Source organism: Pseudomonas sp. P867 (assembly GCF_019891455.1).
GTDB classification, from domain to species: Bacteria; Pseudomonadota; Gammaproteobacteria; order Pseudomonadales; family Pseudomonadaceae; genus Aquipseudomonas; species Aquipseudomonas synxantha_A.
In genome coordinates, this window is the sequence record NZ_JAFLXB010000002.1 from 140,725 (window position 1) to 166,249 (window position 25,525).

23 protein-coding genes are annotated in these 25,525 nt (G+C 60.4%); 13 read left to right on the top strand and 10 right to left on the bottom strand.

The annotated features are described in order from the left end of the window. Positions 1 to 53 precede the first annotated feature (53 nt). The 4 genes from rpoH to ftsY form a co-directional block, all read right to left on the bottom strand. On the bottom strand, positions 54 to 908 hold the full coding sequence (rpoH, locus tag J1G33_RS04155) for an RNA polymerase sigma factor RpoH (protein WP_003176698.1): 855 nt from the start codon (positions 906 to 908) through the stop codon (positions 54 to 56). A 130-nt stretch (positions 909 to 1,038) separates the two neighbouring features. Beyond that, positions 1,039 to 2,061, bottom strand: coding sequence for a permease-like cell division protein FtsX (gene ftsX, locus J1G33_RS04160; RefSeq protein WP_032878914.1), 1,023 nt, complete (start codon positions 2,059 to 2,061; stop codon positions 1,039 to 1,041). After that, a complete protein-coding gene (ftsE, locus tag J1G33_RS04165) occupies positions 2,058 to 2,729 on the bottom strand; it encodes a cell division ATP-binding protein FtsE (RefSeq protein WP_003213784.1) in 672 nt (223 codons plus the stop codon). The genes ftsX and ftsE overlap by 4 nt, the downstream gene beginning before the upstream one ends. Further along, a complete protein-coding gene (ftsY, locus tag J1G33_RS04170) occupies positions 2,726 to 4,120 on the bottom strand; it encodes a signal recognition particle-docking protein FtsY (RefSeq protein WP_223017733.1) in 1,395 nt (464 codons plus the stop codon). The genes ftsE and ftsY overlap by 4 nt, the downstream gene beginning before the upstream one ends. Before the next feature lie 338 nt (positions 4,121 to 4,458). Here ftsY and J1G33_RS04175 point away from each other — a divergent pair, with 338 nt between their 5' ends. Genes J1G33_RS04175 through J1G33_RS04190 form a run of 4 tightly spaced genes read left to right on the top strand, consistent with a single transcriptional unit; the run spans position 4,459 to position 8,961 of the window. Next, positions 4,459 to 5,814 carry a pitrilysin family protein gene (locus J1G33_RS04175; protein WP_223017734.1) on the top strand — a complete coding sequence of 452 codons (1,356 nt, stop codon included), beginning with the start codon at positions 4,459 to 4,461 and terminating at the stop codon, positions 5,812 to 5,814. Next, positions 5,807 to 7,297 carry a pitrilysin family protein gene (locus tag J1G33_RS04180; protein ID WP_078822563.1) on the top strand — a complete coding sequence of 497 codons (1,491 nt, stop codon included), beginning with the start codon at positions 5,807 to 5,809 and terminating at the stop codon, positions 7,295 to 7,297. Before J1G33_RS04175 ends, J1G33_RS04180 begins: the two co-directional genes overlap by 8 nt. Continuing rightward, positions 7,297 to 7,914 carry a 16S rRNA (guanine(966)-N(2))-methyltransferase RsmD gene (gene rsmD, locus J1G33_RS04185; protein ID WP_005792291.1) on the top strand — a complete coding sequence of 206 codons (618 nt, stop codon included), beginning with the start codon at positions 7,297 to 7,299 and terminating at the stop codon, positions 7,912 to 7,914. Before J1G33_RS04180 ends, rsmD begins: the two co-directional genes overlap by 1 nt. Before the next feature lie 51 nt (positions 7,915 to 7,965). After that, positions 7,966 to 8,961 (top strand): hydrolase, encoded by a 996-nt coding sequence (locus J1G33_RS04190; RefSeq protein ID WP_223017735.1) that lies wholly within the window; start codon positions 7,966 to 7,968, stop codon positions 8,959 to 8,961. Between the two features lie 135 nt (positions 8,962 to 9,096). Here the strand turns inward: J1G33_RS04190 and J1G33_RS04195 are convergent, their stop codons facing one another. After that, positions 9,097 to 9,951 (bottom strand): sulfurtransferase, encoded by an 855-nt coding sequence (locus tag J1G33_RS04195; protein WP_223017736.1) that lies wholly within the window; start codon positions 9,949 to 9,951, stop codon positions 9,097 to 9,099. 33 nt (positions 9,952 to 9,984) lie between these two features. Continuing rightward, entirely contained in the window at positions 9,985 to 10,656 is a 672-nt protein-coding gene (locus tag J1G33_RS04200; protein WP_223017737.1) for a TetR/AcrR family transcriptional regulator, read from the bottom strand. Positions 10,657 to 10,802: 146 nt separating this feature from the next. Between J1G33_RS04200 and J1G33_RS04205 the strand changes: the two genes are divergently transcribed. The 5 genes from J1G33_RS04205 (at position 10,803) to J1G33_RS04225 (ending at position 15,375) form a co-directional block, all read left to right on the top strand. Beyond that, entirely contained in the window at positions 10,803 to 12,230 is a 1,428-nt protein-coding gene (locus tag J1G33_RS04205; protein WP_032878902.1) for a coniferyl aldehyde dehydrogenase, read from the top strand. A gap of 29 nt (positions 12,231 to 12,259) precedes the next feature. Next, positions 12,260 to 12,805: a hypothetical protein gene (locus J1G33_RS04210; RefSeq protein ID WP_005792296.1), complete on the top strand. Its 546-nt coding sequence runs from the start codon at positions 12,260 to 12,262 to the stop codon at positions 12,803 to 12,805. Between the two features lie 37 nt (positions 12,806 to 12,842). Further along, the gene (locus J1G33_RS04215) at positions 12,843 to 14,438 is read left to right on the top strand and encodes a GMC family oxidoreductase (protein WP_103734224.1); all 1,596 of its coding nucleotides are present in this window, start codon (positions 12,843 to 12,845) and stop codon (positions 14,436 to 14,438) included. A 103-nt stretch (positions 14,439 to 14,541) separates the two neighbouring features. Then, positions 14,542 to 15,021, top strand: coding sequence for a pantetheine-phosphate adenylyltransferase (gene coaD / locus J1G33_RS04220; RefSeq protein WP_003195136.1), 480 nt, complete (start codon positions 14,542 to 14,544; stop codon positions 15,019 to 15,021). Between the two features lie 102 nt (positions 15,022 to 15,123). Beyond that, positions 15,124 to 15,375 (top strand): YfhL family 4Fe-4S dicluster ferredoxin, encoded by a 252-nt coding sequence (locus tag J1G33_RS04225; RefSeq protein WP_003195146.1) that lies wholly within the window; start codon positions 15,124 to 15,126, stop codon positions 15,373 to 15,375. A 123-nt stretch (positions 15,376 to 15,498) separates the two neighbouring features. Here the strand turns inward: J1G33_RS04225 and mutM are convergent, their stop codons facing one another. Continuing rightward, on the bottom strand, positions 15,499 to 16,311 hold the full coding sequence (gene mutM, locus J1G33_RS04230; protein ID WP_005792299.1) for a bifunctional DNA-formamidopyrimidine glycosylase/DNA-(apurinic or apyrimidinic site) lyase: 813 nt from the start codon (positions 16,309 to 16,311) through the stop codon (positions 15,499 to 15,501). Between the two features lie 21 nt (positions 16,312 to 16,332). After that, positions 16,333 to 17,145: an HDOD domain-containing protein gene (locus tag J1G33_RS04235; protein ID WP_223017821.1), complete on the bottom strand. Its 813-nt coding sequence runs from the start codon at positions 17,143 to 17,145 to the stop codon at positions 16,333 to 16,335. 277 nt (positions 17,146 to 17,422) lie between these two features. Between J1G33_RS04235 and J1G33_RS04240 the strand changes: the two genes are divergently transcribed. The 3 genes from J1G33_RS04240 (at position 17,423) to ilvD (ending at position 22,032) form a co-directional block, all read left to right on the top strand. Continuing rightward, complete coding sequence (locus J1G33_RS04240; RefSeq protein WP_005792302.1) at positions 17,423 to 18,619, top strand: class I SAM-dependent rRNA methyltransferase; 1,197 nt, start codon at positions 17,423 to 17,425, stop codon at positions 18,617 to 18,619. A gap of 142 nt (positions 18,620 to 18,761) precedes the next feature. Further along, positions 18,762 to 19,952 (top strand): MFS transporter, encoded by a 1,191-nt coding sequence (locus tag J1G33_RS04245; RefSeq protein WP_032878899.1) that lies wholly within the window; start codon positions 18,762 to 18,764, stop codon positions 19,950 to 19,952. 238 nt (positions 19,953 to 20,190) lie between these two features. After that, entirely contained in the window at positions 20,191 to 22,032 is a 1,842-nt protein-coding gene (gene ilvD, locus J1G33_RS04250; RefSeq protein ID WP_003195159.1) for a dihydroxy-acid dehydratase, read from the top strand. Between the two features lie 189 nt (positions 22,033 to 22,221). Here the strand turns inward: ilvD and J1G33_RS04255 are convergent, their stop codons facing one another. Continuing rightward, positions 22,222 to 23,283 carry a haloacid dehalogenase-like hydrolase gene (locus J1G33_RS04255; protein WP_223017738.1) on the bottom strand — a complete coding sequence of 354 codons (1,062 nt, stop codon included), beginning with the start codon at positions 23,281 to 23,283 and terminating at the stop codon, positions 22,222 to 22,224. Positions 23,284 to 23,525: 242 nt separating this feature from the next. Between J1G33_RS04255 and J1G33_RS04260 the strand changes: the two genes are divergently transcribed. Continuing rightward, positions 23,526 to 24,917 carry an L-cystine transporter gene (locus J1G33_RS04260; protein ID WP_216090440.1) on the top strand — a complete coding sequence of 464 codons (1,392 nt, stop codon included), beginning with the start codon at positions 23,526 to 23,528 and terminating at the stop codon, positions 24,915 to 24,917. 85 nt (positions 24,918 to 25,002) lie between these two features. On the opposite strand, the gene J1G33_RS04265 is transcribed toward J1G33_RS04260, so the two are convergent. Then, positions 25,003 to 25,515, bottom strand: coding sequence for a dihydrofolate reductase (locus tag J1G33_RS04265; protein WP_032878896.1), 513 nt, complete (start codon positions 25,513 to 25,515; stop codon positions 25,003 to 25,005). Between the last annotated feature and the right edge of the window lie 10 nt (positions 25,516 to 25,525).

Below are 25,525 nucleotides of genomic sequence, written 5' to 3' on the forward strand. Positions count from 1 at the left end.
GCTATCGGGAGCAAGCCCCCTCCCACATTTTTAACCCAGCATTGCCAGCTGGATCAGGCGGCGATCGACAACTTCAACTTGTTCATCGCGCTTTTCTCAAGCTGACGAATCCGCTCGGCCGACACGTTGTACTTCTGCGCCAGGTCATGCAGCGTGGCTTTCTCTTCTGCCAGCCAGCGCTGGTAGAGAATGTCACGGCTGCGGTCGTCCAGCACTTCCAGCGCTTCGTGCAGGTTGTGGTTGGAATTGTCACTCCAGTCGGCGTCTTCCAGTTGACGCGCCGGGTCGTACCGGTGGTCTTCCAGGTAGTTGGCAGGCGATTGGAAGGCGCTGTCGTCATCCGCTTCGGCGGCTGGGTCAAAGGCCATGTCATGGCCGGTCAGGCGGCTTTCCATCTCGCGCACTTCACGAGGCTCCACACCGAGGCTTTCAGCCACGCGGTGGACTTCCTCGTTGTTCAGCCACGCCAGGCGTTTCTTCTGGCTGCGCAGGTTGAAGAACAGTTTGCGCTGGGCCTTGGTGGTCGCGACTTTCACGATGCGCCAGTTGCGCAGGATGAACTCGTGGATTTCCGCCTTGATCCAGTGCACGGCGAACGACACCAGGCGCACACCCATTTCAGGGTTGAAGCGCTTTACAGCCTTCATCAGGCCAACGTTGCCTTCCTGAATCAGGTCAGCCTGGGCCAGGCCGTAGCCACTATAGCTACGGGCGATATGTACGACAAAACGCAGGTGGGCGAGCACCATCTGCCGAGCCGCCCCCAAATCTTGCTCATAGTAGAGACTCTCGGCCAGTTCACGCTCCTGCTCGGGTGTCAGCAATGGAATGCTGTTGACCGTGTGCACATAGGCCTCCAGGTTCGCACCCGGGACCAAGGCATAAGCAGGTTGCAAAGAAGTGGTCATACGAAAAAACCTCCGACTCACATAACTCGTGCAGTTCAGCACTGCGAAAATTGACCTGGGAACCGTAGGACAAGTTCCCTAAACCACTGATACGGTCAATACAAACGAAACCACATTAATCTGGCATTAACTACTTCGGCGCCAGTTCACGTAAATGCCGTGCTACCGCAATCCAGGCACCGATATACCCCAACAACACCGCGCCAAGCAAGAGACTCAGACCATCGGCTACCGGCACCCCGGCCAGGGCAAAATCACTGCCATACAAACCCGCCAGCCCGACAACCGCGTCGTTCAACCAATTCAGGCCAAACGCCAGCACGCCCCAGGACAACACCCCGGCACCCAGGCCATAAAGCGCGCCCATGTACAGGAAAGGACGGCGTACATAGCTGTCCGTGCCGCCGACCAGTTTAATCACTTCTATCTCGGTGCGACGGTTTTCAATATGAAGACGAATGGTATTACCTATCACCAAAAGTAATGCAGACACTAATAACACCGTCAGGCCGAACACAAAGCGGTCACCCAGCTTGAGGATCGCGGCCAGGCGCTCTACCCAGACTAGATCAAGTTGGGCCTGTTGCACCTTGGGCATCTCTGCGAGTTTTTGTCGCAGGGCCTCCAGCGCCGGCTTGTCGACCTCGTTCGGCGTCACCAGCACCACGCCCGGCAGCGGGTTCTGCGGCAGCTCCTTGAGCGCCTCGCCCAGGCCGGACTGCTGCTGGAATTCTTCAAGGGCTTGATCGCGGCTGATGTATTCGGCATCCGCTACGCCCGGAATGTTCTTGATGTCGTCGCGTAGCGCTTCGCCGTCCTTGCTGCTGGTGTCCAGGTTCAGGTACAGCGATATCTGCGCCGCCCGCTGCCAGGAACCGCCGAGGCGTTCCACATTATTAAGCAGCAGCGACAAGCCCATCGGCAGGCTCAAGGCTACGGCCATGACCAGGCAGGTGAAAAAGCTGCCGATCGGCTGTTTGCCCAGGCGACGCAGGCTGTCAAGCAGGCTGGCGCGATGGCTTTCGATCCAGGCGCGCAGCAAGGTGCCGAAGTCCGGGCCATCGTCTTCGTCACGCTTTTTCTTCGGCGGTTGCGGATCGGCAGGCTTGGGTGCCACGCGTTCGGATACTTTGGGGCTACGGGTAGCACTCATACGCCAGCCTCCCCATCACCGATCAAGCGGCCACGTTGCAAGGTCAACATACGATGGCGCATACGGGCGATCAGGGCCAGGTCGTGGCTGGCGATCAATACGCTGGTGCCCAGCCGATTGATGTCTTCGAACACCCCCATGATCTCGGCCGCCAGGCGCGGGTCGAGGTTACCGGTGGGTTCGTCCGCCAGCAGCAAGGCCGGGCGGTGGACGATGGCGCGGGCAATACCGACGCGCTGTTGCTGGCCGGTGGACAGGTCCCCCGGGTAAAGGTCGGTCTTGTCCGACAATGCCACGCGCTCCAGCGCCGAATCCACGCGCTTGACGATTTCGGCTTTGGACAGCCCGAGAATCTGCAGCGGCAGCGCGATGTTGTTGAACACCGTGCGATCGAACAGCAGCTGGTGATTCTGGAACACCACGCCGATCTGGCGGCGTAGAAACGGAATTTGCGCATTGCTGATGGTAGCCAGGTCCTGGCCCGCCAGCAGCAACTTGCCGGTGGTCGGGCGCTCCATGGCGAGTAACAGGCGCAACAGCGTGCTTTTGCCAGCGCCCGAGTGACCGGTGACAAACAAGAACTCGCCGCGACGCACTCGAAAGCTCAGCTCATGCAAGCCCACATGCCCGTTGGCATAGCGTTTACCGACCTGTTCGAATCGAATCATGAACGCTCCCGCTCGGCAAACAGTGCCTGTACAAAGGGTTCGGCTTCAAAGGTGCGCAGGTCGTCGATACCTTCACCGACACCGATATAACGAATCGGCAACCCGAACTGTTTGGCCAGGGCGAAAATCACCCCGCCTTTGGCCGTGCCGTCGAGCTTAGTCAATGCCAGGCCGGTCAGCTGCACCGTCTGGTTGAATTGTTTGGCCTGGCTGATGGCGTTCTGACCAGTACCGGCGTCGAGCACCAGCAAGACTTCATGCGGCGCATCGGCGTCGAGCTTGCTGATCACACGGCGCACTTTCTTCAGCTCTTCCATCAGGTTGTCTTTGGTGTGCAGGCGCCCGGCGGTATCGGCGATCAACACGTCGATATTACGCGCCTTGGCAGCCTGCACGGCATCGAAGATCACCGAAGCGGAATCGGCGCCGGTGTGCTGGGCGATCACCGGGATCTTGTTGCGCTCGCCCCATACCTGCAACTGCTCGACGGCGGCGGCACGGAAGGTGTCACCGGCGGCGAGCATGACTTTCTTGCCCTCGCCCTGCAGCTTCTTGGCCAGCTTGCCGATGGTGGTGGTTTTGCCCGCGCCGTTGACGCCGACCACCAGGATCACGAACGGCTTGTTCGGGGTGATCACCAACGGCGCTTCCACGGGCTTGAGCATTGCAGCCAGTTCGGCCTGCAAGGATTTGTACAACGCATCGGCGTCGGTCAGTTGCTTGCGCGCGACCTTCTGAGTCAGGCTCTGGATGATCACGGCAGTGGCTTCGACACCCACATCGGCGGTGAGCAGGCGGGTTTCGATGTCTTCCAGCAGTTCATCGTCAATGACCTTCTTGCCCAGAAACAGGCTGGCCATACCTTCGCCGATGCTGGCGCTGGTCTTGCTCAGACCCTGCTTGAGGCGGGCGAAAAAGCCGCTCTTGCTGGTTTCGGCTGGCGCGACAGGCTCTTCGATGACCGCAGGCTCGGCAACGACAGCAGGCACTTCAACCGGGATTTCGACCGCTGGCGGCGTCTGGACCACTACCTCTACCGGTGGCGCCACCGGAATGGGCGGCGTCACGTGTTCAGCCTGCACATCTTCAACCAGTGCCACCGGCTCTTCGGCTACCGGTAGCGCAAGCCACGGTTTGTGCTCGGGCTCGGGCTCCGGCTCGGGTTCTGCCTCGACCACCGGCTGCAATACCGGCTCCGCGATGGGCAACACCACCGGCGCCGGCGTCTCGGCAACCGGCTCGGCTTCTACTATAGGCTCTGGAATAGGCTCAGCTTGAACCTGCGGCTGTTCGACGACGGTTTCCTGCGGCTTTTTGCGCAGCCATCCGAACAGGCCTTTTTTCTCGCCAGCCGCAGCTGGGCTCTTCTTGTCGTCGTTGGAACCAAACATGGAGGACGGCTATCTCAAAGTAGCGATGCGCCAGGGCGCCTCGGTAAATAAATTCGATGCAGAACAGACTGCTTTAACGCCCGCTTGTTCATGCGCAACATTTTGTAAGGCGTAAATAAGTGCCTTGGCAAATCGTTTCAATATGGGACTGAAGCGATAAAATCGGCGAAACGTGGAAGATTGTCGGGGAAAAACGCCAACTACTCCAACTTTCCTACGACTGAACCCAGGACTAGATGACGACCGCAGTGGCCGTCCCTAAATCGGATCAGTATCCTAGCACCTCCTCGCCCGCCGACGCTAAGACCAAGCGGGCAGCCCAACAGGTTAAAAAACGAATGAATGCTCTAGCCCGCCGCGCCGCAGGCCTGCTGCTCAGCACAGTTTGTCTGCCCCTTTCAGCCTTCGCTGCCGACCCACAACCCACTCATGAATTCACTCTGGATAACGGCCTTAAAGTGGTCGTGCGCGAAGACCATCGCGCGCCAGTGGTGGTTTCCCAAGTCTGGTACAAGGTTGGTTCAAGCTACGAAACCCCGGGCCAGACCGGTTTGTCCCACGCCCTTGAACACATGATGTTCAAAGGCAGCGCCAAGGTCGGCCCCGGCGAAGCCTCGCTGATCCTGCGTGACCTGGGCGCCGAAGAAAACGCGTTCACCAGCGATGACTACACCGCGTATTACCAGGTGCTGGCCCGCGACCGCCTGGGCGTGGCCTTTGAGCTGGAAGCCGACCGCATGGCCAGCCTGCGCCTGCCCGCCGACGAGTTCAGCCGCGAAATCGAGGTAATCAAGGAAGAACGCCGCCTGCGCACCGACGACAACCCGATGTCCAAGGCCTACGAACGCTTCAAGGCCATGGCCTTCCCGGCCAGCGGCTACCACACGCCGACCATCGGCTGGATGGCTGACCTTGAGCGCATGAAGGTCGAGGAACTGCGCCACTGGTACCAATCCTGGTATTTGCCCAACAACGCTACCCTGGTAGTGGTCGGCGATGTGACCCCGGACGAGGTGAAAAGCCTGGCCCAGCGTTACTTCGGCCCGATCCCCAAGCGTGATGTGCCACCGGCGAAGATCCCGCTGGAGCTGGCCGAACCCGGCGAGCGCCTGCTGACCCTGCGGGTGCAGACCCAACTGCCAAGCGTGTTCCTGGGCTTCAACGTACCGGGCCTGGCCACCGCCGAAGACAAACGCTCGGTGCAAGCCTTGCGCCTGATCTCGGCCCTGCTGGACGGCGGCTACAGTGCACGTATCTCCGAGCAACTTGAGCGTGGTGAGGAGCTGGTATCCGCCGCGTCCACCAACTACGACGCCTATACCCGTGGCGATACGTTGTTCATGCTCTCGGCCACGCCCAACCAGCAGAAACAAAAGACCGTCGCCCAAGCCGAAGCCGGCCTGTGGCGCCTGCTTGATGAGTTGAAAGCCAAGCCGCCGACCGCTGAAGAACTGGAGCGCATCCGTGCTCAGGTCATCGCCGGCCTGGTGTACCAACGCGACTCCATCACCAGCCAGGCCACTGCCATCGGCTCCCTGGAAACCGTCGGCCTGTCCTGGAAGCTGATGGACACCGAACTGGCCGACCTGCAAAGCGTGACGCCAGAAGATATCCAGAAAGCCGCGCGCACCTATTTCACCCGCGAACGTCTGAGCGTCGCCCATGTATTGCCTGAGGAGACCGCTCATGAGTGATCGTAAAAGCAGCCGCCTGATCCTGCCCAGCCTGATCGCAGTCACCCTGGTTGCGGCCAGTGCCGTGTATTTCCTGCGCCCGAGCGAGTCGGTCGCCAGCCAGGCTCTGGAAAAGGCCCAATCGGCCAGCACCCTGCAGTCGCTGGCGGAACTGGACGGCAAGGCGCCAACCAACCGCAAGCTCGATGTGCAAACCTGGACCACCGCCGAAGGCGCCAAGGTGCTGTTTGTCGAAGCCCATGAACTGCCGATGTTCGATATGCGCATCCTGTTCGCCGCCGGCAGCAGCCAGGATGGCGACACACCGGGCCTGGCGCTGATGACCAACGCCATGCTCAACGAAGGCGTGCCGGGCAAGGATGTCAGCCAGATCGCCAGTGGTTTTGAGGGCCTCGGCGCCGACTTCGGCAATGGTGCCTACCGCGACATGGCGCTGGTCACCCTGCGCAGCCTCAGCGACAGCGATAAGCGCACCGCAGCCCTGGCACTGTTCGACCAGGTTATTGGCCAACCGACGTTCCCGGCAGACTCCCTGGCGCGGATCAAGAACCAGATCCTGGCCGGCTTCGAGTATCAGAAGCAGAACCCCGCCAAGCTGGCGAGCATCGAACTGTTCAAGCGCCTGTACGGCGATCACCCTTACGCGCACCCGAGCGAAGGCACCCCCGAGAGTGTGCCGAAGATCACCCTGGCGCAGTTGAAGGCATTCCACGCCAAAGCCTACGCGGCGGGTAATGCTGTGATTGCGGTGGTCGGCGACCTGACTCGCGCTGAGGCCGAGGCCATGACGGCCAAAGTGTCGGCCTCGCTGCCCAAAGGGCCAGCCATGGCCAAGATCGCTCAACCGACCGAGCCAAAAGCCGGCCTGAGCCGTATCGAGTTTCCCTCCAAGCAAACCCACCTGCTGTTTGCGCAATTGGGCATCGACCGCGCCGATCCGGACTACGCAGCTCTGTCCCTGGGCAACCAGATCCTTGGCGGCGGTGGCTTCGGCACCCGCTTGATGAGCGAAGTGCGCGAAAAACGCGGCCTGACCTACGGCGTGTACTCCGGTTTCTCGCCAATGCAGGTGCGCGGCCCGTTCATGATCAACTTGCAGACCCGCGCCGAAATGAGCGGCGGCACCCTGCGCCTGGTTGAGGATGTACTGGCTGACTACCTCAAGAACGGCCCCACGCAAAAAGAACTGGACGACGCCAAGCGCGAACTGGCCGGCAGCTTCCCGCTGTCCACCGCGAGCAACGCCGATATTGTCGGGCAACTGGGCGCCATGGGTTTTTACAACCTCCCGCTGAGCTATCTGGAAGATTTCATGAAACAATCCCAGGCCCTGACCGTAGAGCAGGTCAAGGCAGCCATGAACAAACACTTGAGCGCCGACAAGATGGTCATCGTGACCGCCGGCCCGACGATTGCGCAAAAGCCACTACCGCCCCCCACTGATAAACCTGCCGAGCAGCCGCTCGGGGTTCCGGAGCATTAATGGCCAGTTCATCTCGCCCGAAAAAACCTGTCCACAACGTGCATAACGGTGTGGGCCAACTGCGCATCATTGGCGGTGAATGGGGCAGCCGCAAGCTGAGCTTCCCCGACGTCGTAGGCCTGCGCCCGACGCCGGATCGCGTGCGTGAAACCCTGTTCAACTGGCTTGCGCCATACATCGGCGGGGCCAAGGTGCTGGACCCGTTCGCCGGCAGTGGCGCGCTGTTCCTGGAGGCGCTGTCGCGTGGCGCGGCCCAGGGCCAGGCGTTGGATGCCAGTAATGTGGCGGTGTCCAGCCTCAAGGAACACCTGGGCACGCTGCGTTGCACCACCGGCCAGGTGCAGACGGCCGACGCGCTGCGCTACCTGGAAACCCAGGCGGTGACTGAATACGACGTGGTGTTCCTCGACCCGCCGTTCAACCAGAACCTGCTGCCGACTGTGTGTGCTTTGCTCGAAGAGCGCCAGTGGCTGGCACCGGATGCCTGGATCTACACTGAAAGCGAGACCGCGCCGTCAACGCTCGGCCTGCCGGGCAGTTGGCGCCTGCATCGGGAGCAAAAGTCCGGGCGGGTGTATTACGCGTTGTGGCATCGCCTGGTCGAAAACGCCGCTTAACCTGTGGCAGGGGAGCTTGCCACGGCGAGCTCACTGGCTACCGAGAGTTTCATGACCCCCTCTTCCGATCTGTTCAAACCCGCCTTCGGCCTCGGCAACCCTCACCTGCAAACACTGTGGGGGCCGCTGTTGCGCCCAACGACCCATATCGAACGCCAACGCGAACGTCTATGGCTGGAAGACGGCGACTTCCTCGACCTCGACTGGCATGGTCCCCATGACCTGAACGCACCGTTGGTACTGGTGCTGCATGGGCTGACCGGTTCGTCCAATTCGCCCTATGTGGCCGGCCTGCAACAAGCCCTCGCCGGCCAAGGTTGGGCCAGCGTTGCGTTGAACTGGCGCGGCTGCTCGGGCGAGCCCAACCTTCTGGCGCGCAGTTATCACTCCGGGGCCAGCGAAGACCTGGCCGCGGCGATTGCCCATCTGCGCGCCAAACGGCCACTGGCACCGCTGTATGCCGTGGGGTATTCCCTGGGCGGCAATGTGTTGCTCAAGCACTTGGGCGAAACCGGCGTGACTTCGGGGCTGCAAGGCGCGGCGGCGGTCTCGGTACCGTTTCGCCTGGACCAATGCGCTGATCGCATCGGTCTGGGGTTTTCGCGGATCTACCAGAAGCACTTCATGCGCGAGATGCTGGCGTACATTCGCGTAAAGCAACGCCAGTTTTTGCAAGATGGACGTGAGGAAGGACTGAAAACCCTGGAGGCACTGGGCTCCCTGGAGAAGATGCGCACGTTCTGGGACTTCGATGGGCGAGTGACTGCGCCGTTGCATGGCTTCTTGAGTGCTGAGGATTACTATCGCCGCGCATCCAGTCGCTACTACCTGGGCGATATCCGCACACCAACACTGATCATCCAGGCCGCCGATGATCCGTTTGTGTTTGCTCATAGCCTGCCGGAAGCGAGTGAGCTGTCGGAGTGCACCGAGTTTGAATTGCTGACAAAGGGTGGGCATGTGGGCTTTGTGGAGGGTTCACTGAAACGTCCCGGCTATTACTTGGAACGCCGCATCCCACAGTGGTTACTGACACAACGCAGTTAAAAATGTGGGAGGGGCGGTGCGACGATTCGACTTGCCCCCGACAGCGGTGGATCAGTTACAGATACTGAGACTGACACACTGCAATCGGGGGCAACCCCCCTCCCACATTTTGATTGGGTTTACAGGGCCAATTGCTCAGTCGCCTGTTGCAATTTCCCGCGCCGGATCCGTAATCCACTCACTCCACGACCCCGCATACAACTTGCCCAACGGATATCCCGCCAACGCCAGGGCAAACAGGTTATGGCATGCCGTCACCCCCGAACCGCAATACGCCACCAACTCCTGCGGCGGGCGCCCCTGCAACTGCGCAGCAAAGCGTTGCTTGAGCTGCTCGGCCGGCAGGAAGCGCCCGTCACTGCCCAGGTTTTCATTGAATGCTGCGCACTGCGCGCCGGGAATATGCCCGGCAATCGGGTCTATGGGCTCTACTTCGCCACGAAAACGCGGCTGGGCGCGGGCGTCGATCAAGGTCAGGCCGGGCTGACCCAGGCGTTTTTGCAAATGCTCGGCATCCAGCACCAGCCGATTATCCGGCGTACCAGTGAAGGTGCCCGGCTCGGTCACCGGCGCATCCAGGCTCAAGGGGAAACCGGCGCTGTGCCAGGCCTTGAGGCCACCATCGAGAATAAACACCCCATCACGCTTGCCCAGCCAGGCCAGCAGCCACCAGGCACGGGCGGCATAGGCACCGGGGCCGTCGTCATACAGCACCACATCGGTGTCGGCGCTGATGCCCCAAGCTCGCAGCTGTTGGGCGAAGGTGTCCGCCGCAGGCAAAGGATGGCGGCCGGTCAAGCCCTTGGTCACCGGGCCACTCAGATGACGCTCCAGGTCGGCGTATTGCGCGCCCTCGATATGCCCTTCGGTGTAGCTGCACAGGCCGTAATCCGGGTCTTCCAGGGCAAAGCGGCAATCCAGGATCACCAGCCCTGCCGACTTCTGGCGCTCGGCCAATTGCGGGGGGCTGATCAGTTGGGCAAGCGGCATGACTGACTCCTGTGAATACAAAGGGGAAAGGTCTTACTTCACTTCTTCCAGTGCCTGGTTCAGGGGCACGTAAAATTCCTTGAACAACGCATCCACCGCTTCTTTGGCCTGGGGCGTGACAAACCCCGCCTCCAACACCAGCACCTGGTACACCCCGCGCTTGATCGCCTCGGCGCTCAGGTGGGTGGACTTTTCGTTGGTGGTGCACAGGAACCGCACCCAGGAGGTCAGGATGATCCAGGCATTCAGGGTCAGGGCTTCGGTTTGCACCGGGCCCATATTCAGAATGCCGGCATCGACAAACCCCTGGTAAATGGCACCGCCCTGGATCAGGCAACGCTGGGAAAACCGCCGATAGCCCGTGGCCAGTTCCGGATCGCTCTCCAGCAGATGTTCGAGGTCGCGGTGCAGGAAACGATAGCGCCACATGCCCGCCAGCACGGCTTGCAGATAAAAGCGTTTGTCCTCCACCACCATCGTGCGCCCCTGGGGCGGGCGCAGGAAACTGTCCACCAGGGCTTCATATTCGCGAAACAGCACGGCGATGATCGCCTGCTTGTTGGGGAAGTGGTAGTACAGGTTGCCCGGAGAAATCTCCATATGGGCGGCGATATGGTTGGTGCTGACACTGCGCTCGCCCTGCTGGTTAAAAAGCTCCAGGCTGGTTTGCACAATGCGCTCGCTGGTCTTTACTCGTGGTGCCATGGGGGATCAGCTTCCAAACACGGGATGGGGCATCTTACGGCCTATGCCGGCCAGGTTAAATCTGGATGTTACTGCAATGTTATTTGACAATTTAGAGCAATGACTCTAAAAATCCAGGCAGACCTATAACAATCGGGAACTGCGCCATGTCTGCCAACGTTGCCTACCTGCAAGATGCCCAGGCCTTGGACCACCTCCAGGAGCTGTTCGAAGCCCAGCGTCGCGCCTACGCCGCCAACCCGATGCCACCGGCTGCGCAACGCCAACAATGGCTCAAGGCCCTGCGCGATGTGCTCAGCGACGAACGCCAGGCGCTGATCACTGCGATCAGCCAGGACTTCAGCCATCGCAGCGCAGACGAAACCCTGTTCGCCGAATTGATGCCCAGCCTGCATGGCATTCACTATGCCAGCAAACACCTCAAGGGCTGGATGAAACCCTCCCGCCGCGCTGTAGGCATTGCCTTCCAGCCCGCCTCGGCCAAAGTCATTTATCAACCGTTGGGCGTCGTCGGCGTCATCGTGCCGTGGAACTACCCGTTGTATCTGGCTATCGGCCCGTTGGTCGGGGCTTTGGCCGCCGGCAACCGGGTGATGCTCAAGCTCAGCGAGTCCACACCGGCCACCGGCGAACTGCTCAAGGCGCTGCTGGCCAGGATCTTTCCCGAGGACCTGGTGTGCGTGGTGCTGGGCGAAGCCGAAGTGGGCATGGCGTTTTCCAAATTGCGCTTCGATCACCTGCTGTTCACCGGCGCCACCAGCATTGGCAAACACGTGATGCGTGCGGCGGCCGAAAACCTCACGCCGGTCACCCTGGAACTGGGCGGCAAGTCACCAGCCATCGTCTCGGCCGATGTACCGCTCAAGGACGCCGCCGAGCGTATCGCCTTCGGCAAAGCCTTGAATGCCGGGCAAACCTGTGTTGCGCCAGACTATGTGTTGGTGCCGGAGGACCGCGTCGCAGGGTTTGTCGAGGCATATTCCAAGGCCGTGCGTGGGTTTTATCCGACCCTGGCCGACAACCCGGACTACACCGCCATCATCAACGAGCGGCAACTGGCCCGGCTCAATGCCTACGCCAAGGACGCTACCGACAAGGGCGCCACCCTGGTCCCACTGTACGAGCAAGGCCAGGCTCGACGTATGGCCCACAGCCTGCTGCTGAATGTCAGCGACGACATGACAGTCATGCAGGACGAGATTTTCGGCCCGCTCTTGCCCATCGTGCCGTATCGCGGCCTTGACCAAGCCTTTGCCTACATCAACCAGCGTCCACGCCCACTGGCCCTGTACTACTTCGGCTACAACAAGAACGAGCAGGAGCGTGTGCTTCACGAAACCCATTCCGGCGGCGTATGCCTGAACGACACCTTGCTGCACGTAGCCCAGGACGACATGCCATTTGGTGGCATCGGCCCGTCGGGCATGGGCCATTACCACGGCCATGAAGGCTTCCTGACATTCAGCAAGGCCAAGGGCGTGCTGGTTAAACAGCGCCTGAACGCGGCGAAGTTGATCTACCCCCCTTACGGCAAATCGATTCAGAAATTGATCCAGAAGTTGTTTATTCGCTGATAACCGTCACCTTCAGGACGATAAAAACAATGAACCCCAGCCTGAACGATTCACCCGCACTGTCTCGGCGCGGCGTCTTGAAAATCGGCCTGTGCGCCAGCGCTTTCCTCGCCACGGCCGGGCTTGGCGCCAGTCTCAGCGGTTGCTCCAGCAGTACGCCGGCCAGCGGCTTCGCGATGTTGCGCGCCAGTGATTTGCCGTTCTTGCGCGCGGTGATCCCAGTGCTGCTGGAGGGTGCGGCCAGCGCCGAGACAGTGGTCGCAGGCATTGAAGACACCCTGAAAAAACTCGACTACAGCCTGCAAAACTTGTCGCCGGAGATGTTCAAGCTCACCCAGCAGTTATTCGACGTGCTGGGCATGGGCATCACCCGCGGCCCGCTGACCGGTATCTGGGGCAGTTGGGAAAATGCCAGCAGCGAGCAGATCCGCAACTTCCTGCACCGCTGGGAAAACAGCTACCTGAACCTGTTACGCATGGGCCAGGGCTCACTGCTCAAGTTGGTGATCATGGCCTGGTATTTCCGGCCCGCCTCCTGGGCCCATTGCGGTTATCCCGGCCCACCGAAGATCTGATTCGCATCCCTCACAATAAAAACCAGAGACGACCCTGATGCCCGTACCCGATCTGTTCCGCGATGGCCTGGCCCGTGGCTGGAAAACCCACAATGGTGCCGCCCTCGACAACGACCTGACCCTGGAAGCCGATGTAGCCATTATTGGTAGCGGTGCCGGTGGTGGCACCACCGCAGAGATCCTCAGCGCCGCTGGCTACAAGGTGTTGCTGATCGAAGAGGGCCCACTCAAGACCAGCAGTGACTTCAAGCTGCTCGAAGACGAAGCCTACGCCAGCCTCTACCAGGAAGGCATTGGTCGCATGAGCAAGGACGGCGCCATCACCATCCTGCAAGGTCGGGCGGTGGGCGGCACCACCTTGATCAACTGGACCTCCAGCTTTCGTACACCCGACGCCACCCTCGCCCACTGGGCCAGCGAATACGCGGTGAAGGGCCACAGCAGCACCGAGATGGCGCCCTGGTTCGAAAAAATGGAGCAGCGCCTGGGCATCGCACCCTGGGCGCTTCCACCGAATGCCAACAACGATGTGATCCGCAAAGGCTGCGAAAAGCTTGGCTACAGCTGGCATGTGATCCCGCGCAATGTGCGCGGCTGCTTCAACCTGGGTTATTGCGGCATGGGTTGCCCGGTGAACGCCAAACAATCGATGCTGGTGACGACTATCCCCTCCACCCTGGAGAAAGGCGGCGAACTGCTGTACCTCGCCCGCGCCGAGCAGCTCAAATACAGCGGCGACACCATCAGCAGCCTGGAATGCGTGGCCATGGACGAGCGCTGCGTGGCGCCGACCGGGCGCAAGATCACCGTAAAAGCCAGGCATTACGTGCTGTCGGGCGGCGGTATCAATAGCCCGGCCCTGCTGATGCGCTCGGACGCGCCCGACCCGCATTCGCGGCTGGGCAAGCGGACCTTCTTGCACCTGGTCAACTTCTCGGCGGGGCTGTTCGACGAAGTGATCAACCCGTTCTACGGTGCGCCGCAATCGATTTACTCCGACCATTTCCAATGGCAGGACGGCACTACCGGCAAAATGTCCTACAAGCTCGAAGCGCCACCCTTACACCCAGGATTGGCCAGCACCTTGTTTGGCGGTTACGGCAAACAGAACGCGTTGGACATGAACCAACTGCCTCACACCCACGCCATGCTCGCCCTGCTGCGCGACGGCTTTCACCCCGACAGCCCGGGCGGCAGCGTGGATTTACGCGGCGATGGCACACCCGTGCTCGACTATCAGGTTTCGCCCTACGCCTGGGACGGCCTGCGCCGGGCCTTCCACAGCATGGCCGAGATTCAGTTCGCGGCAGGGGCCAAATCGGTCAAGCCTTTGCATCACGACGCACGGTACGTGAACAGCCTGGCCGAAGCGCGCAGCATGATTGACGGTTTGAACCTGGAGTTGCACCGCACAACCCTTGGCAGCGCCCATGTGATGGGCGGCTGTGCCATGGGCGAAGATCCGAAGCATGCGGTAACCGACAGCCTCGGTCGCCACCACCAACTGCGTAACCTGTCGATTCATGACGGCTCGCTGTTTCCTACCAGCATCGGGGCAAATCCCCAGTTGTCGGTGTATGGATTGAGCGCCCAACTGGCGTCAGCCTTGGCCGAACGTCTGAAAACAGCGTGAAAAACCGTTCGATTCACGGCATTTATCTACGTAAGTCGACTTGGCCGACCGGGATGGCTGCGATACCATCCGGTTCCCCAACGGACTCCGCCAGGACGACGCGATGAACCGAGTGTTGTACCCAGGTACCTTCGACCCGATTACCAAAGGCCATGGCGATCTGGTCGAACGCGCCTCTCGCCTGTTCGACCATGTGATCATCGCGGTCGCAGCCAGCCCCAAGAAAAACCCGCTGTTTCCCCTGGAACAACGTGTGGAGCTGGCGCAAGAGGTCACCAAGCACCTGCCGAATGTGGAAGTAGTGGGCTTTTCGACATTGCTGGCGCATTTCGCCAAGGAGCAGAACGCCAATGTGTTCTTGCGCGGCTTGCGGGCGGTGTCGGATTTCGAATACGAATTCCAACTGGCCAACATGAACCGCCAACTGGCGCCGGACGTGGAAAGCCTGTTCCTCACACCGTCGGAGCGTTATTCGTTCATTTCCTCGACGTTAGTTCGTGAAATTGCTGCTTTGGGCGGAGATATCACCAAGTTCGTGCATCCTGCCGTGGCGGACGCACTGACATTGCGCTTCAAGAAGTAAGACCGCTCAATCGGTGCCTGCTCGCACTGCGGGCGCCAATGCGGCACAATTGCGCGCATTAGTTTTCAGATGCCTTGGCAGAGTGCCCTGGCAGGAGTTTCCATGTCCCTGATCATCACCGACGATTGCATCAACTGCGACGTCTGCGAACCCGAGTGCCCGAACGCCGCCATTTCCCAGGGCGAAGAGATCTACGTGATCGACCCCAACCTGTGCACCCAGTGCGTCGGCCACTACGACGAACCGCAGTGCCAGCAGGTTTGCCCGGTTGATTGCATTCCGCTGGATGAAGCGCACCCGGAGACTGAAGAGCAGTTGATGGAGAAGTACCGCAAGATTACCGGTAAGGCCTGAGTTTTTTAGTGCCTGTGAGGGCCTCATCGGGGGCAAGCCCCCTCCCACATTTTGAATGTGTTCACAAATCAAAGTGTGGGAGGGGGCTTGCCCCCGATGACAATCTCAGCCATCACAAAGCTATCAGCTCTGACACTTGGGGCAAAACACACTCGCCCGCTGCCCCAGCACCACATTGCGCAACTCGCTCCCGCAGACCTTGCACGCCTCGCCGCCACGGCCATACACGAACAGTTCCTGCTGGAAATACCCCGGCTGCCCATCACCGCCGATAAAGTCGCGCAGCGTGGTGCCGCCCCGCTCGATAGCGGCGGCCAGCACCCGTTTGATCTCAATCGCCAGCTTCAAATAGCGCCCGCGTGAAATGCCACCGGCGGCACGCCGCGGGTCAATACCCGCCGCAAACAACGCCTCTGTCGCATAGATATTGCCCACGCCCACCACCACCGCGTTGTCCATGATGAACGGCTTCACCGCCATGGACTTGCCGCGTGACAGCTGGAACAAACGCTCGCCATCAAACAGCTCGGTCAACGGCTCCGGGCCCAGACGCAGCAGCAGTTCGTGGTTGTGCGGATCCTGGCTCCAGAGCATCGCGCCGAAACGCCGAGGGTCGGTGTAGCGCAGGGCCATCCCCGACTCCAACTCGATATCCACATGTTCATGCTTGGCCGCGGGCATACCGACCTCAACCAGACGCAGGTTGCCCGACATACCCAAGTGACTGATCAAGGTGCCCACTTCGGCATTGATCAACAGGTACTTGGCCCGCCGTTCCACCAGCACGATGCGCTGGCCAGACAGGCGCACATCCAGGTCTTCCGGGATCGGCCAGCGCAGGCGCCGCTCACGCACCACCACGCGACTGACGCGTTGGCCTTCCAGGTGCGGGGCAATGCCGCGTCGGGTGGTTTCGACTTCAGGTAACTCGGGCATGTGTACCTCTTGAATGACGGTTCAGTGCGCACCCAGTTCGCGGATCGACAACTTCAGGCTTTCGAAGTCGTAATCCGACAGGCCCACGTAATCCAGCACCAGGTGCCCGATTGCATTCCACTCATGGTCCACCGCCTGGCTCCCCAGTACGCGAAACGACGAACAGATATGCTCGGCCATCTTCAAGATAGCCAGCAGGTTCTTGAGCTGCGGGTTGCGCGACGACTCATCACTGAAAATCGCCAGAGCGTTGTGGTGATTGGCGATGGCGTCGGTGACATGCTCCGGCAGGCGCCAGGACTTGGCGGTGTAGTAGCCGACCACTGCATGGTTGGTGTGGAACGCGTTGTTTTCGGTGTCGACCACGCGGCAATCCGGGCCGGCGTTGGCGTAAGCCTGTTCCAGCACGGACATGTAGTTGGGAAAACGCTTGAGCATCAACGGTACGCCGCAATCGTGGAACAGGCCCAGGGCATAGGCTTCGTCGACGGTTTGCGAGCCGGTGCGCTTGGCCAGCGTGAGGCAGGTCATCGCCACATCCTGGGCGGTGTCCCAGAAACGGTTGAGGGTAACGATGGTGTTGTCGCTCATCTCGCCCTTGATCGACTGCGCGTTGATCAAGTTGATGATCGAGCGGCTGCCCAACAGGTTTACCGCACGCTGGATCGATGCAATTTTGTTGCTCAGGCCGTAATACGGCGAATTGACGATCTTCAGCAGCGCACCAGACAAGCCCGGGTCCTGGGAGATCAACCGTGCGATCACTTCCAGGTCCGGGTCGGGCATGTACTGCTCCATCTGCAAATCCACCATGATTTGCGGTTGGGGCGGCACGCTGATGCCTTGCAGGGCCTGTTGAATCTGCTCGGCGGAAAGCTCTTGGGACATAAATACACACTCTGGGCTAGGCGCGAATTCTACCCCTTATGCAGCCGTGACCGACACCCAAAAACCCAAGTGAAACCCGATCGAATGTGGGAGCTGGCTTGCCTGCGATAGCATCACCACCGTACGTCTGATACACCGCACCGCCCGCATCGCAGGCAAGCCAGCTCCCACATGAAAGAGTGCGCAAAGGGTATACTCCCGCTCTTTTTTCCGGAGCGACGTCATGTCCCTGCCAAGCCTGCGTCTCAAAGCCAACGCCGATCGTCGTTTGCGCAACGGCCACCTGTGGGTCTACAGCAACGAAATCGACGTGGCCGCCACCCCACTTCACGGCTTCCAGGCAGGCGACCAGGCTATCCTGGAAGCAGCCGGCGGCAAGACCCTGGGCATCGTGGCCATGAGCCCGAACAACCTGATCTGCGCCCGCCTGCTGTCGCGCGACATCAAGTTGCCGCTGGACAAGTCGCTGCTGGTGCACCGCCTCAACGTCGCGCTGTCCCTGCGTGATCGCCTGTTCGACAAGCCGTTCTACCGCCTGGTCTACGGTGATTCCGACCTGCTGCCGGGCCTGGTGGTCGACCGTTTCGGCGACATCCTGGTGGTGCAGATCGCTTCGGCGACCATGGAAGCGCATAAAGAAGACGTGATCGCGGCCCTCACCCAGGTGCTCAAGCCCAGCGGCATCCTGTTCAAGAATGACTCCGCCGCACGCGACGCCGAGGGCCTCAACCGCTACGTCGAAACGGTTTTCGGCCTGGTGCCGGAGTGGGTGGCGCTGGAAGAGAACGGCGTGAAATTCGAAGCCCCGGTGATCCAGGGCCAGAAAACCGGCTGGTTCTACGACCACCGCATGAACCGCGCCCGCCTGGCCCCGTATGCCAAAGGCAAGCGCGTGCTCGACCTGTACAGCTACATCGGCGGCTGGGGCGTGCAAGCTGCAGCCTTTGGCGCCAGTGAAGTGTTCTGCGTCGACGCTTCGGCCTTCGCCCTCGACGGCGTAGAGCGCAACGCCGCGCTGAACGGCTTTGCCGAGAAGATGACCTGCATCGAAGGCGACGTCTTTGAAGCGTTGAAAGAACTGAAAGCCAGCGAAGAGCGCTTCGACGTGATCGTCGCCGATCCACCGGCCTTCATCAAACGCAAAAAAGACATGAAGAATGGCGAAGGCGCCTACCGCCGCCTCAACGAGCAAGCCATGCGCCTGCTCAGCAAGGACGGCATCCTGGTCAGCGCTTCGTGCTCGATGCACCTGCCGGAAGACGATCTGCAAAACATCCTGCTGACCAGCGCCCGTCACCTGGATCGCAATATCCAGATGCTCGAACGCGGCGGCCAGGGCCCGGACCACCCGGTGCATCCGGCGATTGTCGAGACGCGGTATATCAAGAGCATTACTTGTCGCTTGCTGCCTAATAGCTGACAGCGGGATGCTCCCCGTAGGAACAGTCAACGACTGATCCTACGGGCCTTTCAGCTGTTTCCCACTGCCATTTCCATTGACTTCCCTTGCCGTCACACCGACTCTCCTCCCCCCAGCAAGGAAGGGTAGAGCGGTCCGGTTGATGCCTATTAGTACAGCCACACCAAACAAGTCATATTTCATCGTACTGTTGATGACCATGACCCTGCTCGCAGTCTTCCCCCTCGACGTAGTCCTGCCGTCCTTTCCCGCCCTCTCCAATCACTTTGGCCACACGCCTTCAGAAATCGCCCAGTCCGTCAGTATTTTTGCCATTGGCCTGGCCGTCTCGTTACTGCTGATAGGCCCGTTGTCTGACATGTTCGGCCGCAAAAAACTGCTGCTGGCAGGTATTGCCTTATCGGCGCTGGGTGCAGCCGGTTGTTTGCTGGCCCCGGATTTCAATTGGTTTATCGGCTTTCGCGTGGTTCAGGCCGTAGGGTGCGGGGCGTTTGCCCTGTCGCAGGCGCTTATCCAGGACTTGTTTACAGGACGGGAGCTGCAACGGATTCGAATCTGGATGACCACCGCCGGCGGAGTGTTCATCTCAAGCTCGCCACTGATGGGCACCTGGCTGCAAATTTATGGCGGATGGCAGGCGAGTTTTTACGTGTTTATCGTGTTAGCCACAGTGGTGTGGCTCTGGTCCGCACGCCTGCTGCACGACTCGCGCAGCAGCCATCGCCCTTCACCGCTACAGTTCTTCAACGGCTATTGGCTGCTGTTTTCCGACCTCCGTTTCGTCAGCTATTGGTTGATTTCCGCCCTGGCCTTTGCCTGCCATTTCTCGTTTATCGTGATGTCGCCCCTGATCTTCATGGAGCGCTTGAACCTGTCGACGTATCAATTCGCCTGGGCATTGCTGCTATATGGCGCGGCCTACGTCTGCGGCGGAGTGATTGCCAGTATCCTGCATCGCAAAATGGACGCCGACCGGCAAATCAACACTGGCCTGTTGCTGATCACTGTTTCAGGTCTGGTCATGCTCTGGCTGGCCTGGCAGTTCGGCCTGTCGGCCGCCACGGTGCTGATCCCGATGTTGATCTGCACAGCCGGCACCACCATCTGTCGACCCATCGCCAACTCCAAGGCCATGAGCCTCTACCCGCAACTGGCTGGCACGGCGACCTCTGCCGGTAGCTTGCTGATTTTCATGTGCGGCGGCCTGATCAGCCTGGTGATCAACCTGGCCACCGCCAACCTGACCACCGCGCTAGCCCTGTGCTTTCTAACCCTGAGTGCCGCCGGGCTCGCCCTGAATGCGCTGATCAAGCAGCGCCCACATGTCCTGTAGCGGCTATCTTCAAGGTTACGGCCATTCCCTCCAGCCGCCAGCGGTGTAGAATCGGCCCTATTCATCGCCAGTCATCCCCCGGCGGGTTTATGAGCTCGAGGCCCAAGCAAGCGGCGATCCCGCGATGCGAGTGGCAACTTCCGGACACACGGCCATTTTTCGGGTGTTCCAGTCGTCAATTAGAAGCTCACTCCCCTTTGCACCTGATTAATAAGTGATTAGCCGCCCGGAGTGCTCCATGCCAGATTACCGCTCGAAAACATCCACCCACGGCCGCAACATGGCCGGCGCCCGCGCACTGTGGCGTGCCACGGGGATGAAGGATGACGACTTCAAGAAGCCGATCATCGCGATTGCCAACTCCTTTACCCAGTTCGTACCGGGCCATGTCCACCTCAAGGACCTGGGCCAACTGGTCGCCCGCGAGATCGAACGGGCCGGCGGCGTGGCCAAGGAATTCAACACCATTGCCGTGGACGACGGCATCGCCATGGGCCATGACGGCATGCTGTATTCCCTGCCGAGCCGCGAGATCATCGCCGACTCCGTGGAGTACATGGTCAACGCCCACTGCGCCGACGCCATCGTGTGCATCTCCAACTGCGACAAGATCACCCCCGGCATGTTGATGGCTGCCTTGCGCCTGAACATCCCGGTGATCTTCGTCTCCGGCGGCCCGATGGAAGCCGGCAAGACCAAGCTCGCGTCCCACGGACTCGACCTGGTCGACGCCATGGTGATCGCCGCCGATTCCAGCGCTTCTGACGAGAAGGTCGCGGAATACGAGCGCAGCGCCTGCCCGACCTGCGGTTCGTGCTCCGGCATGTTCACCGCCAACTCGATGAACTGCCTGGTAGAAGCCTTAGGTCTCGCCTTGCCGGGTAACGGTTCCACACTGGCCACCCACAGCGACCGCGAGCAACTGTTCCTGCAAGCCGGCCGCACCATCGTCGAGCTGTGCAAGCGTTACTACGGTGAGAACGATGAGTCGGTGTTGCCGCGCAATATCGCCAACTTCAAGGCGTTCGAAAACGCCATGACCCTGGACATCGCCATGGGCGGTTCCACCAACACCATCCTGCATTTGCTGGCTGCCGCCCAGGAAGCCGAGATCGACTTCGACCTGCGCGACATTGACCGCCTGTCCCGCCACGTGCCGCAACTGTGCAAGGTCGCGCCGAACATCCAGAAGTACCACATGGAAGACGTGCACCGCGCCGGCGGGATCTTCTCAATCCTCGGTTCCCTGGCCCGTGGCGGCCTGCTGCACACTGACCTGCCGACCGTGCACAGCAAGTCGATCGCCGAAGGCATCGCCAAATGGGACATCACCCAGACTGACGACGAAGCCGTGCACACCTTCTTCAAGGCCGGCCCGGCCGGCATCCCGACCCAGACCGCATTCAGCCAGTCGACCCGTTGGGATACGCTGGATGACGACCGTGAAAACGGCTGCATCCGCAGTGTCGAGCACGCCTACTCCCAGGAAGGCGGCCTGGCCGTGCTGTACGGCAACATCGCCCTCGACGGCTGCGTGGTGAAAACGGCAGGTGTGGATGAATCCATCCACGTTTTCGAAGGCCGCGCCAAGATCTACGAAAGCCAGGACAGCTCGGTGCGCGGCATCCTCGCTGACGAAGTCAAGGAAGGCGACATCGTGATCATCCGCTACGAAGGCCCCAAGGGCGGCCCGGGTATGCAGGAGATGCTCTACCCCACGTCCTATCTGAAATCCAAGGGCCTGGGCAAAGCCTGTGCGCTGCTGACCGACGGGCGTTTCTCCGGTGGGACTTCGGGCCTGTCCATCGGCCACGCTTCCCCGGAAGCCGCTGCCGGTGGCGCGATTGGCCTGGTGCAGGATGGCGACAAGGTGCTGATCGACATTCCGAACCGCTCGATCAACCTGTTGATCAGCGATGAAGAACTGGCGGCACGCCGGGTTGAGCAGGACAAAAAGGGTTGGAAGCCGGTAGAAAAACGCCCGCGAAAAGTCACTACTGCGTTGAAGGCTTACGCATTGTTGGCCACCAGTGCCGACAAGGGTGCTGTACGTAACAAGGCAATGCTCGACGGCCTGTAAGCCCCGCGCATCAAAATGCCCCGCCAGGTGCGGGGCATTTTTTTGCCTGGAGATAACCCTAGGAACAATGAAAGTCAAAATGTGGGAGGGGGCTTGCCCCGATGACGGTATTTCAGTTAGTCAATTTGTAGCTGACTCACCGCTATCGGGGGCAAGCCCCCTCCCACATTTTTGACCGCATTCAGTCTGTTATTGAATGTCCTCGGGCTTGACGATCACCCAGTTCTTGTCCGCCGTCACCGGCAACCCTTCCTTGGCTTGAGCCGCCGCGTGCTTGGCGATCATGCCGTTGAGCTGGGTCATGTACTTGTCTTTACGGTTGATCCACAAATGGATGCCACCCTTGGCCACGTCCACATCGTGGAACAGCATGTAACCGTCGCTGGTGGGGGTATCACCGCCGACGATCACCGGCTTTTTCCACTCGTCGATGTAGGTGAGGATCGCCGCGTGCTTGCCGGCCATCCAGGTCGCCGGGGTCCACAGGTAGGGCGTCAGCTCCAGGCCGAGGTTGGCCTTCTCGTCATATTTGCCCGCGGTGATCTGCTTGCGTGCGGTGGTCAACTCGCCGGTCTTGCGGTCCTTGAGCATCGTGGTCACGCCGATGACGTTCTCGGGCTTTACGTTGTAGCCGTACTTCGGATCGGCCGCGACCATGCGCACCAGTTCCTCGGACGCGGCGGTCATCACATACACCTCGATGCCGTTTTCCATCAGTTTGTTGTAGAGCTCGGCCTGGCCAGTGAAGACTTTCGGTGGCTGTATCTCGGTTTTTTTCACCACGTCGCCTTCAAAATAGCTGACGGGTACGGGCTTGCCGGAGGCCATCAGCTCGTCGACCTGCACCTTGAGTTCCTTGAGGGTGAAGCCGGAAAAAATCTGCGCAACCCAGGGGTAGCAGACCATGTCGTCGACTTCGCACAGGCGGTAGTAGTAGCTGAACAGACTTTCCTTATGGTCGGCGGTGTCTTTGAAGGGGATAAGCTTGAGCGATGGGTCCATGGTTTCGCGGGTGATCAGGCCCTTGTTTTCCATGTACGGCAGCAGCGACTCTTCAAGGTCGTAGCGGTAGCTGGTGTTGTCCATGTCGAACACCGCATAGTTACCCTTGTTGGCGTTGGCGGCGATCATTTCGTTGAGTTGCTGGGCGGCCGGTGCCGGCCAATGTTTCAACTCGGTGGCGGCAAACGCCTGGCTGGCGAGTCCGAGGCAAAAGGCTGCGGATAAGAGTAGTTTCGGCGCGAGCTTCATAGGCGTTGTCTCCCTCAAGTGAAAGACATCGACGCTAACAAATCCCTGTGACACTTATCACCCGAGCGCGACGGCTTTGGTTCTGATTCCGCCACGGCCATGCGCAGCAGCGTCAGACGCTTATTCCAAAAACGACAGTCACCATTCCATATTGGTATTAAATCAATATATTTCAAGCTGTTAGGCTTGCCGGTTCGCAATCGCAGGCTGACGCGATTGGCTGCCTTCTCAACGGAGCTTCAATGAATCTGCCCCTGATTCTCAATTTATTGGTGTTCGTGGCCCTCTTGCTGGGCCTGGCACAAACCCGTCGGACTAACTGGAGCCTGGCCAAGAAGGTCCTGTTCGCCCTGGTCCTGGGCGTGCTGTTCGGTGCGGCCTTGCACACCATCTATGGCGACGGCAATCCAGTGCTCAAAGCCTCCATCGGCTGGTTTGATCTGGTCGGCAATGGCTATGTGCAGTTGCTGCAAATGATCGTGATCCCGCTGGTGTTCGCTTCGATCCTCAGTGCCGTGGCGCGCCTGCATAACGCCTCGTCCCTGGGCAAGATCAGCTTCCTGACCATCGGCACGCTGTTGTTTACCACGGCCATCGCGGCGCTGATCGGCATCGGCCTGACCAACCTGTTCGGCCTCACCGCCGAGGGCCTGGTGGCCGGCACCCAGGAAATGGCGCGCCTGCAAGTGATCCAGAGTGATTACGCAGGCAAGGTCGCCGACCTGAATATCCCGCAGTTGCTGCTGTCGTTCGTGCCGGCCAACCCGTTCGCCGACCTGGCCCGGGCCAAGCCGACGTCGATCATCAGCGTGGTGATTTTTGCCGCGTTCCTCGGGGTAGCCGCGCTGCAACTGCTCAAGGATGATGTGGAAAAGGGCCAGAAGGTCATCAACGCCATCGACACCCTGCAAGCCTGGGTGATGCGCCTGGTGCGCCTGGTGATGAAGCTGACCCCGTACGGCGTGTTGGCGCTGATGACCAAGGTGGTCGCCGGTTCCAACCTGCAAGACATCATCAAGCTGGGCAGTTTCGTGGTGGTGTCGTACCTGGCCCTGGGCCTGATGTTTGTGGTGCACGGCCTGCTGCTGTCGTTGGCCGGGATCAACCCGCTGCGCTTTTTCCGCAAGGTGTGGCCGGTACTGACCTTTGCCTTCACCAGCCGCTCCAGCGCCGCCTCGATCCCCTTGAGTATTGAAGCGCAGACCCGCCGCCTGGGTATCCCCCAGTCGATCGCCGGTTTCGCCGCTTCGTTTGGCGCGACCATCGGCCAGAACGGTTGCGCCGGTCTTTACCCGGCGATGTTGGCGGTGATGGTCGCGCCGACCGTGGGCATCAACCCGTTGGATCCGCTGTGGATCGCGACGCTGGTGGCGATTGTGACCTTGAGTTCGGCGGGCGTCGCCGGTGTGGGCGGTGGTGCGACCTTCGCCGCGCTGATCGTACTGCCGGCCATGGGCTTGCCGGTGTCACTGGTGGCGTTGCTGATTTCGGTGGAACCACTGATCGACATGGGCCGTACAGCGTTGAACGTGAATGGTTCGATGACGGCGGGGGCGATTACCAGCCAGATCATGGGGCAGACGGATAAAGCGTTGCTGGATGCCGATGAGCATGCCGAGTTAGCGCAGGTCTGATAGACCGCTATCGCAGGCAAGCCAGCTCCCACATTTGAATGTATTCACACATCAAAATGTGGGAGCTGGCTTGCCTGCGATGCTTTTAGGCTTTTTCCCACACTTCGAAGTTGTAGGCCGGTTTATCACCTTCGGCCGGATTCTCGACATTCGACACCAGCTTCCACTGGTTCCTATCAAACTCTGGAAACCACGCATCCCCTTCCGGGCTCAGCGCCACCCGCGTCAGGTACAGGCGATCGGCCTGTTCCAGCCCCTGCGCGTAAAGCTGCGCGCCGCCGATCAGCATCAGCTCGTCCGCGCCCTGCGCCTTGGCCCATTCCTCAGCCCGTTCTACCGCCGCTTCCAATGACGGAAAAACTTGCGCACCTTCAAGCGTCAGATCGGTCTGACGGCTGACCACTATGTTCAAGCGCCCTGGCAGCGGTCGACCCAAGGAATCCCAGGTCTTGCGCCCCATGATGATCGGCTTGCCGAGCGTGGTGGCTTTGAAATACTTGAAATCCCCCGGCAAATGCCAGGGCATGCTGTTGTCGACGCCGATCACACGGTTTTCACCGAGGGCTGCGATCAGGCTTAAAGGGAGAGTTTTTTTCATGGCGACGAGA

Coding starts and splice junctions, on each gene's coding strand:
- J1G33_RS04200 (WP_223017737.1), bottom strand. CDS start 10,656: ATGGCACCACGAGTAAAGACCAGCGAGCGCATTGTGCAAACCAGCCTG.
- J1G33_RS04210 (WP_005792296.1), top strand. CDS start 12,260: ATGAACCCCAGCCTGAACGATTCACCCGCACTGTCTCGGCGCGGCGTC.
- J1G33_RS04265 (WP_032878896.1), bottom strand. CDS start 25,515: ATGAAAAAAACTCTCCCTTTAAGCCTGATCGCAGCCCTCGGTGAAAAC.
- rsmD (WP_005792291.1), top strand. CDS start 7,297: ATGGCCAGTTCATCTCGCCCGAAAAAACCTGTCCACAACGTGCATAAC.
- J1G33_RS04240 (WP_005792302.1), top strand. CDS start 17,423: ATGTCCCTGCCAAGCCTGCGTCTCAAAGCCAACGCCGATCGTCGTTTG.
- ilvD (WP_003195159.1), top strand. CDS start 20,191: ATGCCAGATTACCGCTCGAAAACATCCACCCACGGCCGCAACATGGCC.
- mutM (WP_005792299.1), bottom strand. CDS start 16,311: ATGCCCGAGTTACCTGAAGTCGAAACCACCCGACGCGGCATTGCCCCG.
- ftsE (WP_003213784.1), bottom strand. CDS start 2,729: ATGATTCGATTCGAACAGGTCGGTAAACGCTATGCCAACGGGCATGTG.
- J1G33_RS04225 (WP_003195146.1), top strand. CDS start 15,124: ATGTCCCTGATCATCACCGACGATTGCATCAACTGCGACGTCTGCGAA.
- J1G33_RS04245 (WP_032878899.1), top strand. CDS start 18,762: ATGCCTATTAGTACAGCCACACCAAACAAGTCATATTTCATCGTACTG.
- ftsY (WP_223017733.1), bottom strand. CDS start 4,120: ATGTTTGGTTCCAACGACGACAAGAAGAGCCCAGCTGCGGCTGGCGAG.
- J1G33_RS04205 (WP_032878902.1), top strand. CDS start 10,803: ATGTCTGCCAACGTTGCCTACCTGCAAGATGCCCAGGCCTTGGACCAC.
- J1G33_RS04195 (WP_223017736.1), bottom strand. CDS start 9,951: ATGCCGCTTGCCCAACTGATCAGCCCCCCGCAATTGGCCGAGCGCCAG.
- J1G33_RS04215 (WP_103734224.1), top strand. CDS start 12,843: ATGCCCGTACCCGATCTGTTCCGCGATGGCCTGGCCCGTGGCTGGAAA.
- ftsX (WP_032878914.1), bottom strand. CDS start 2,061: ATGAGTGCTACCCGTAGCCCCAAAGTATCCGAACGCGTGGCACCCAAG.
- rpoH (WP_003176698.1), bottom strand. CDS start 908: ATGACCACTTCTTTGCAACCTGCTTATGCCTTGGTCCCGGGTGCGAAC.
- J1G33_RS04190 (WP_223017735.1), top strand. CDS start 7,966: ATGACCCCCTCTTCCGATCTGTTCAAACCCGCCTTCGGCCTCGGCAAC.
- J1G33_RS04255 (WP_223017738.1), bottom strand. CDS start 23,283: ATGAAGCTCGCGCCGAAACTACTCTTATCCGCAGCCTTTTGCCTCGGA.
- J1G33_RS04175 (WP_223017734.1), top strand. CDS start 4,459: ATGAATGCTCTAGCCCGCCGCGCCGCAGGCCTGCTGCTCAGCACAGTT.
- coaD (WP_003195136.1), top strand. CDS start 14,542: ATGAACCGAGTGTTGTACCCAGGTACCTTCGACCCGATTACCAAAGGC.
- J1G33_RS04180 (WP_078822563.1), top strand. CDS start 5,807: ATGAGTGATCGTAAAAGCAGCCGCCTGATCCTGCCCAGCCTGATCGCA.
- J1G33_RS04260 (WP_216090440.1), top strand. CDS start 23,526: ATGAATCTGCCCCTGATTCTCAATTTATTGGTGTTCGTGGCCCTCTTG.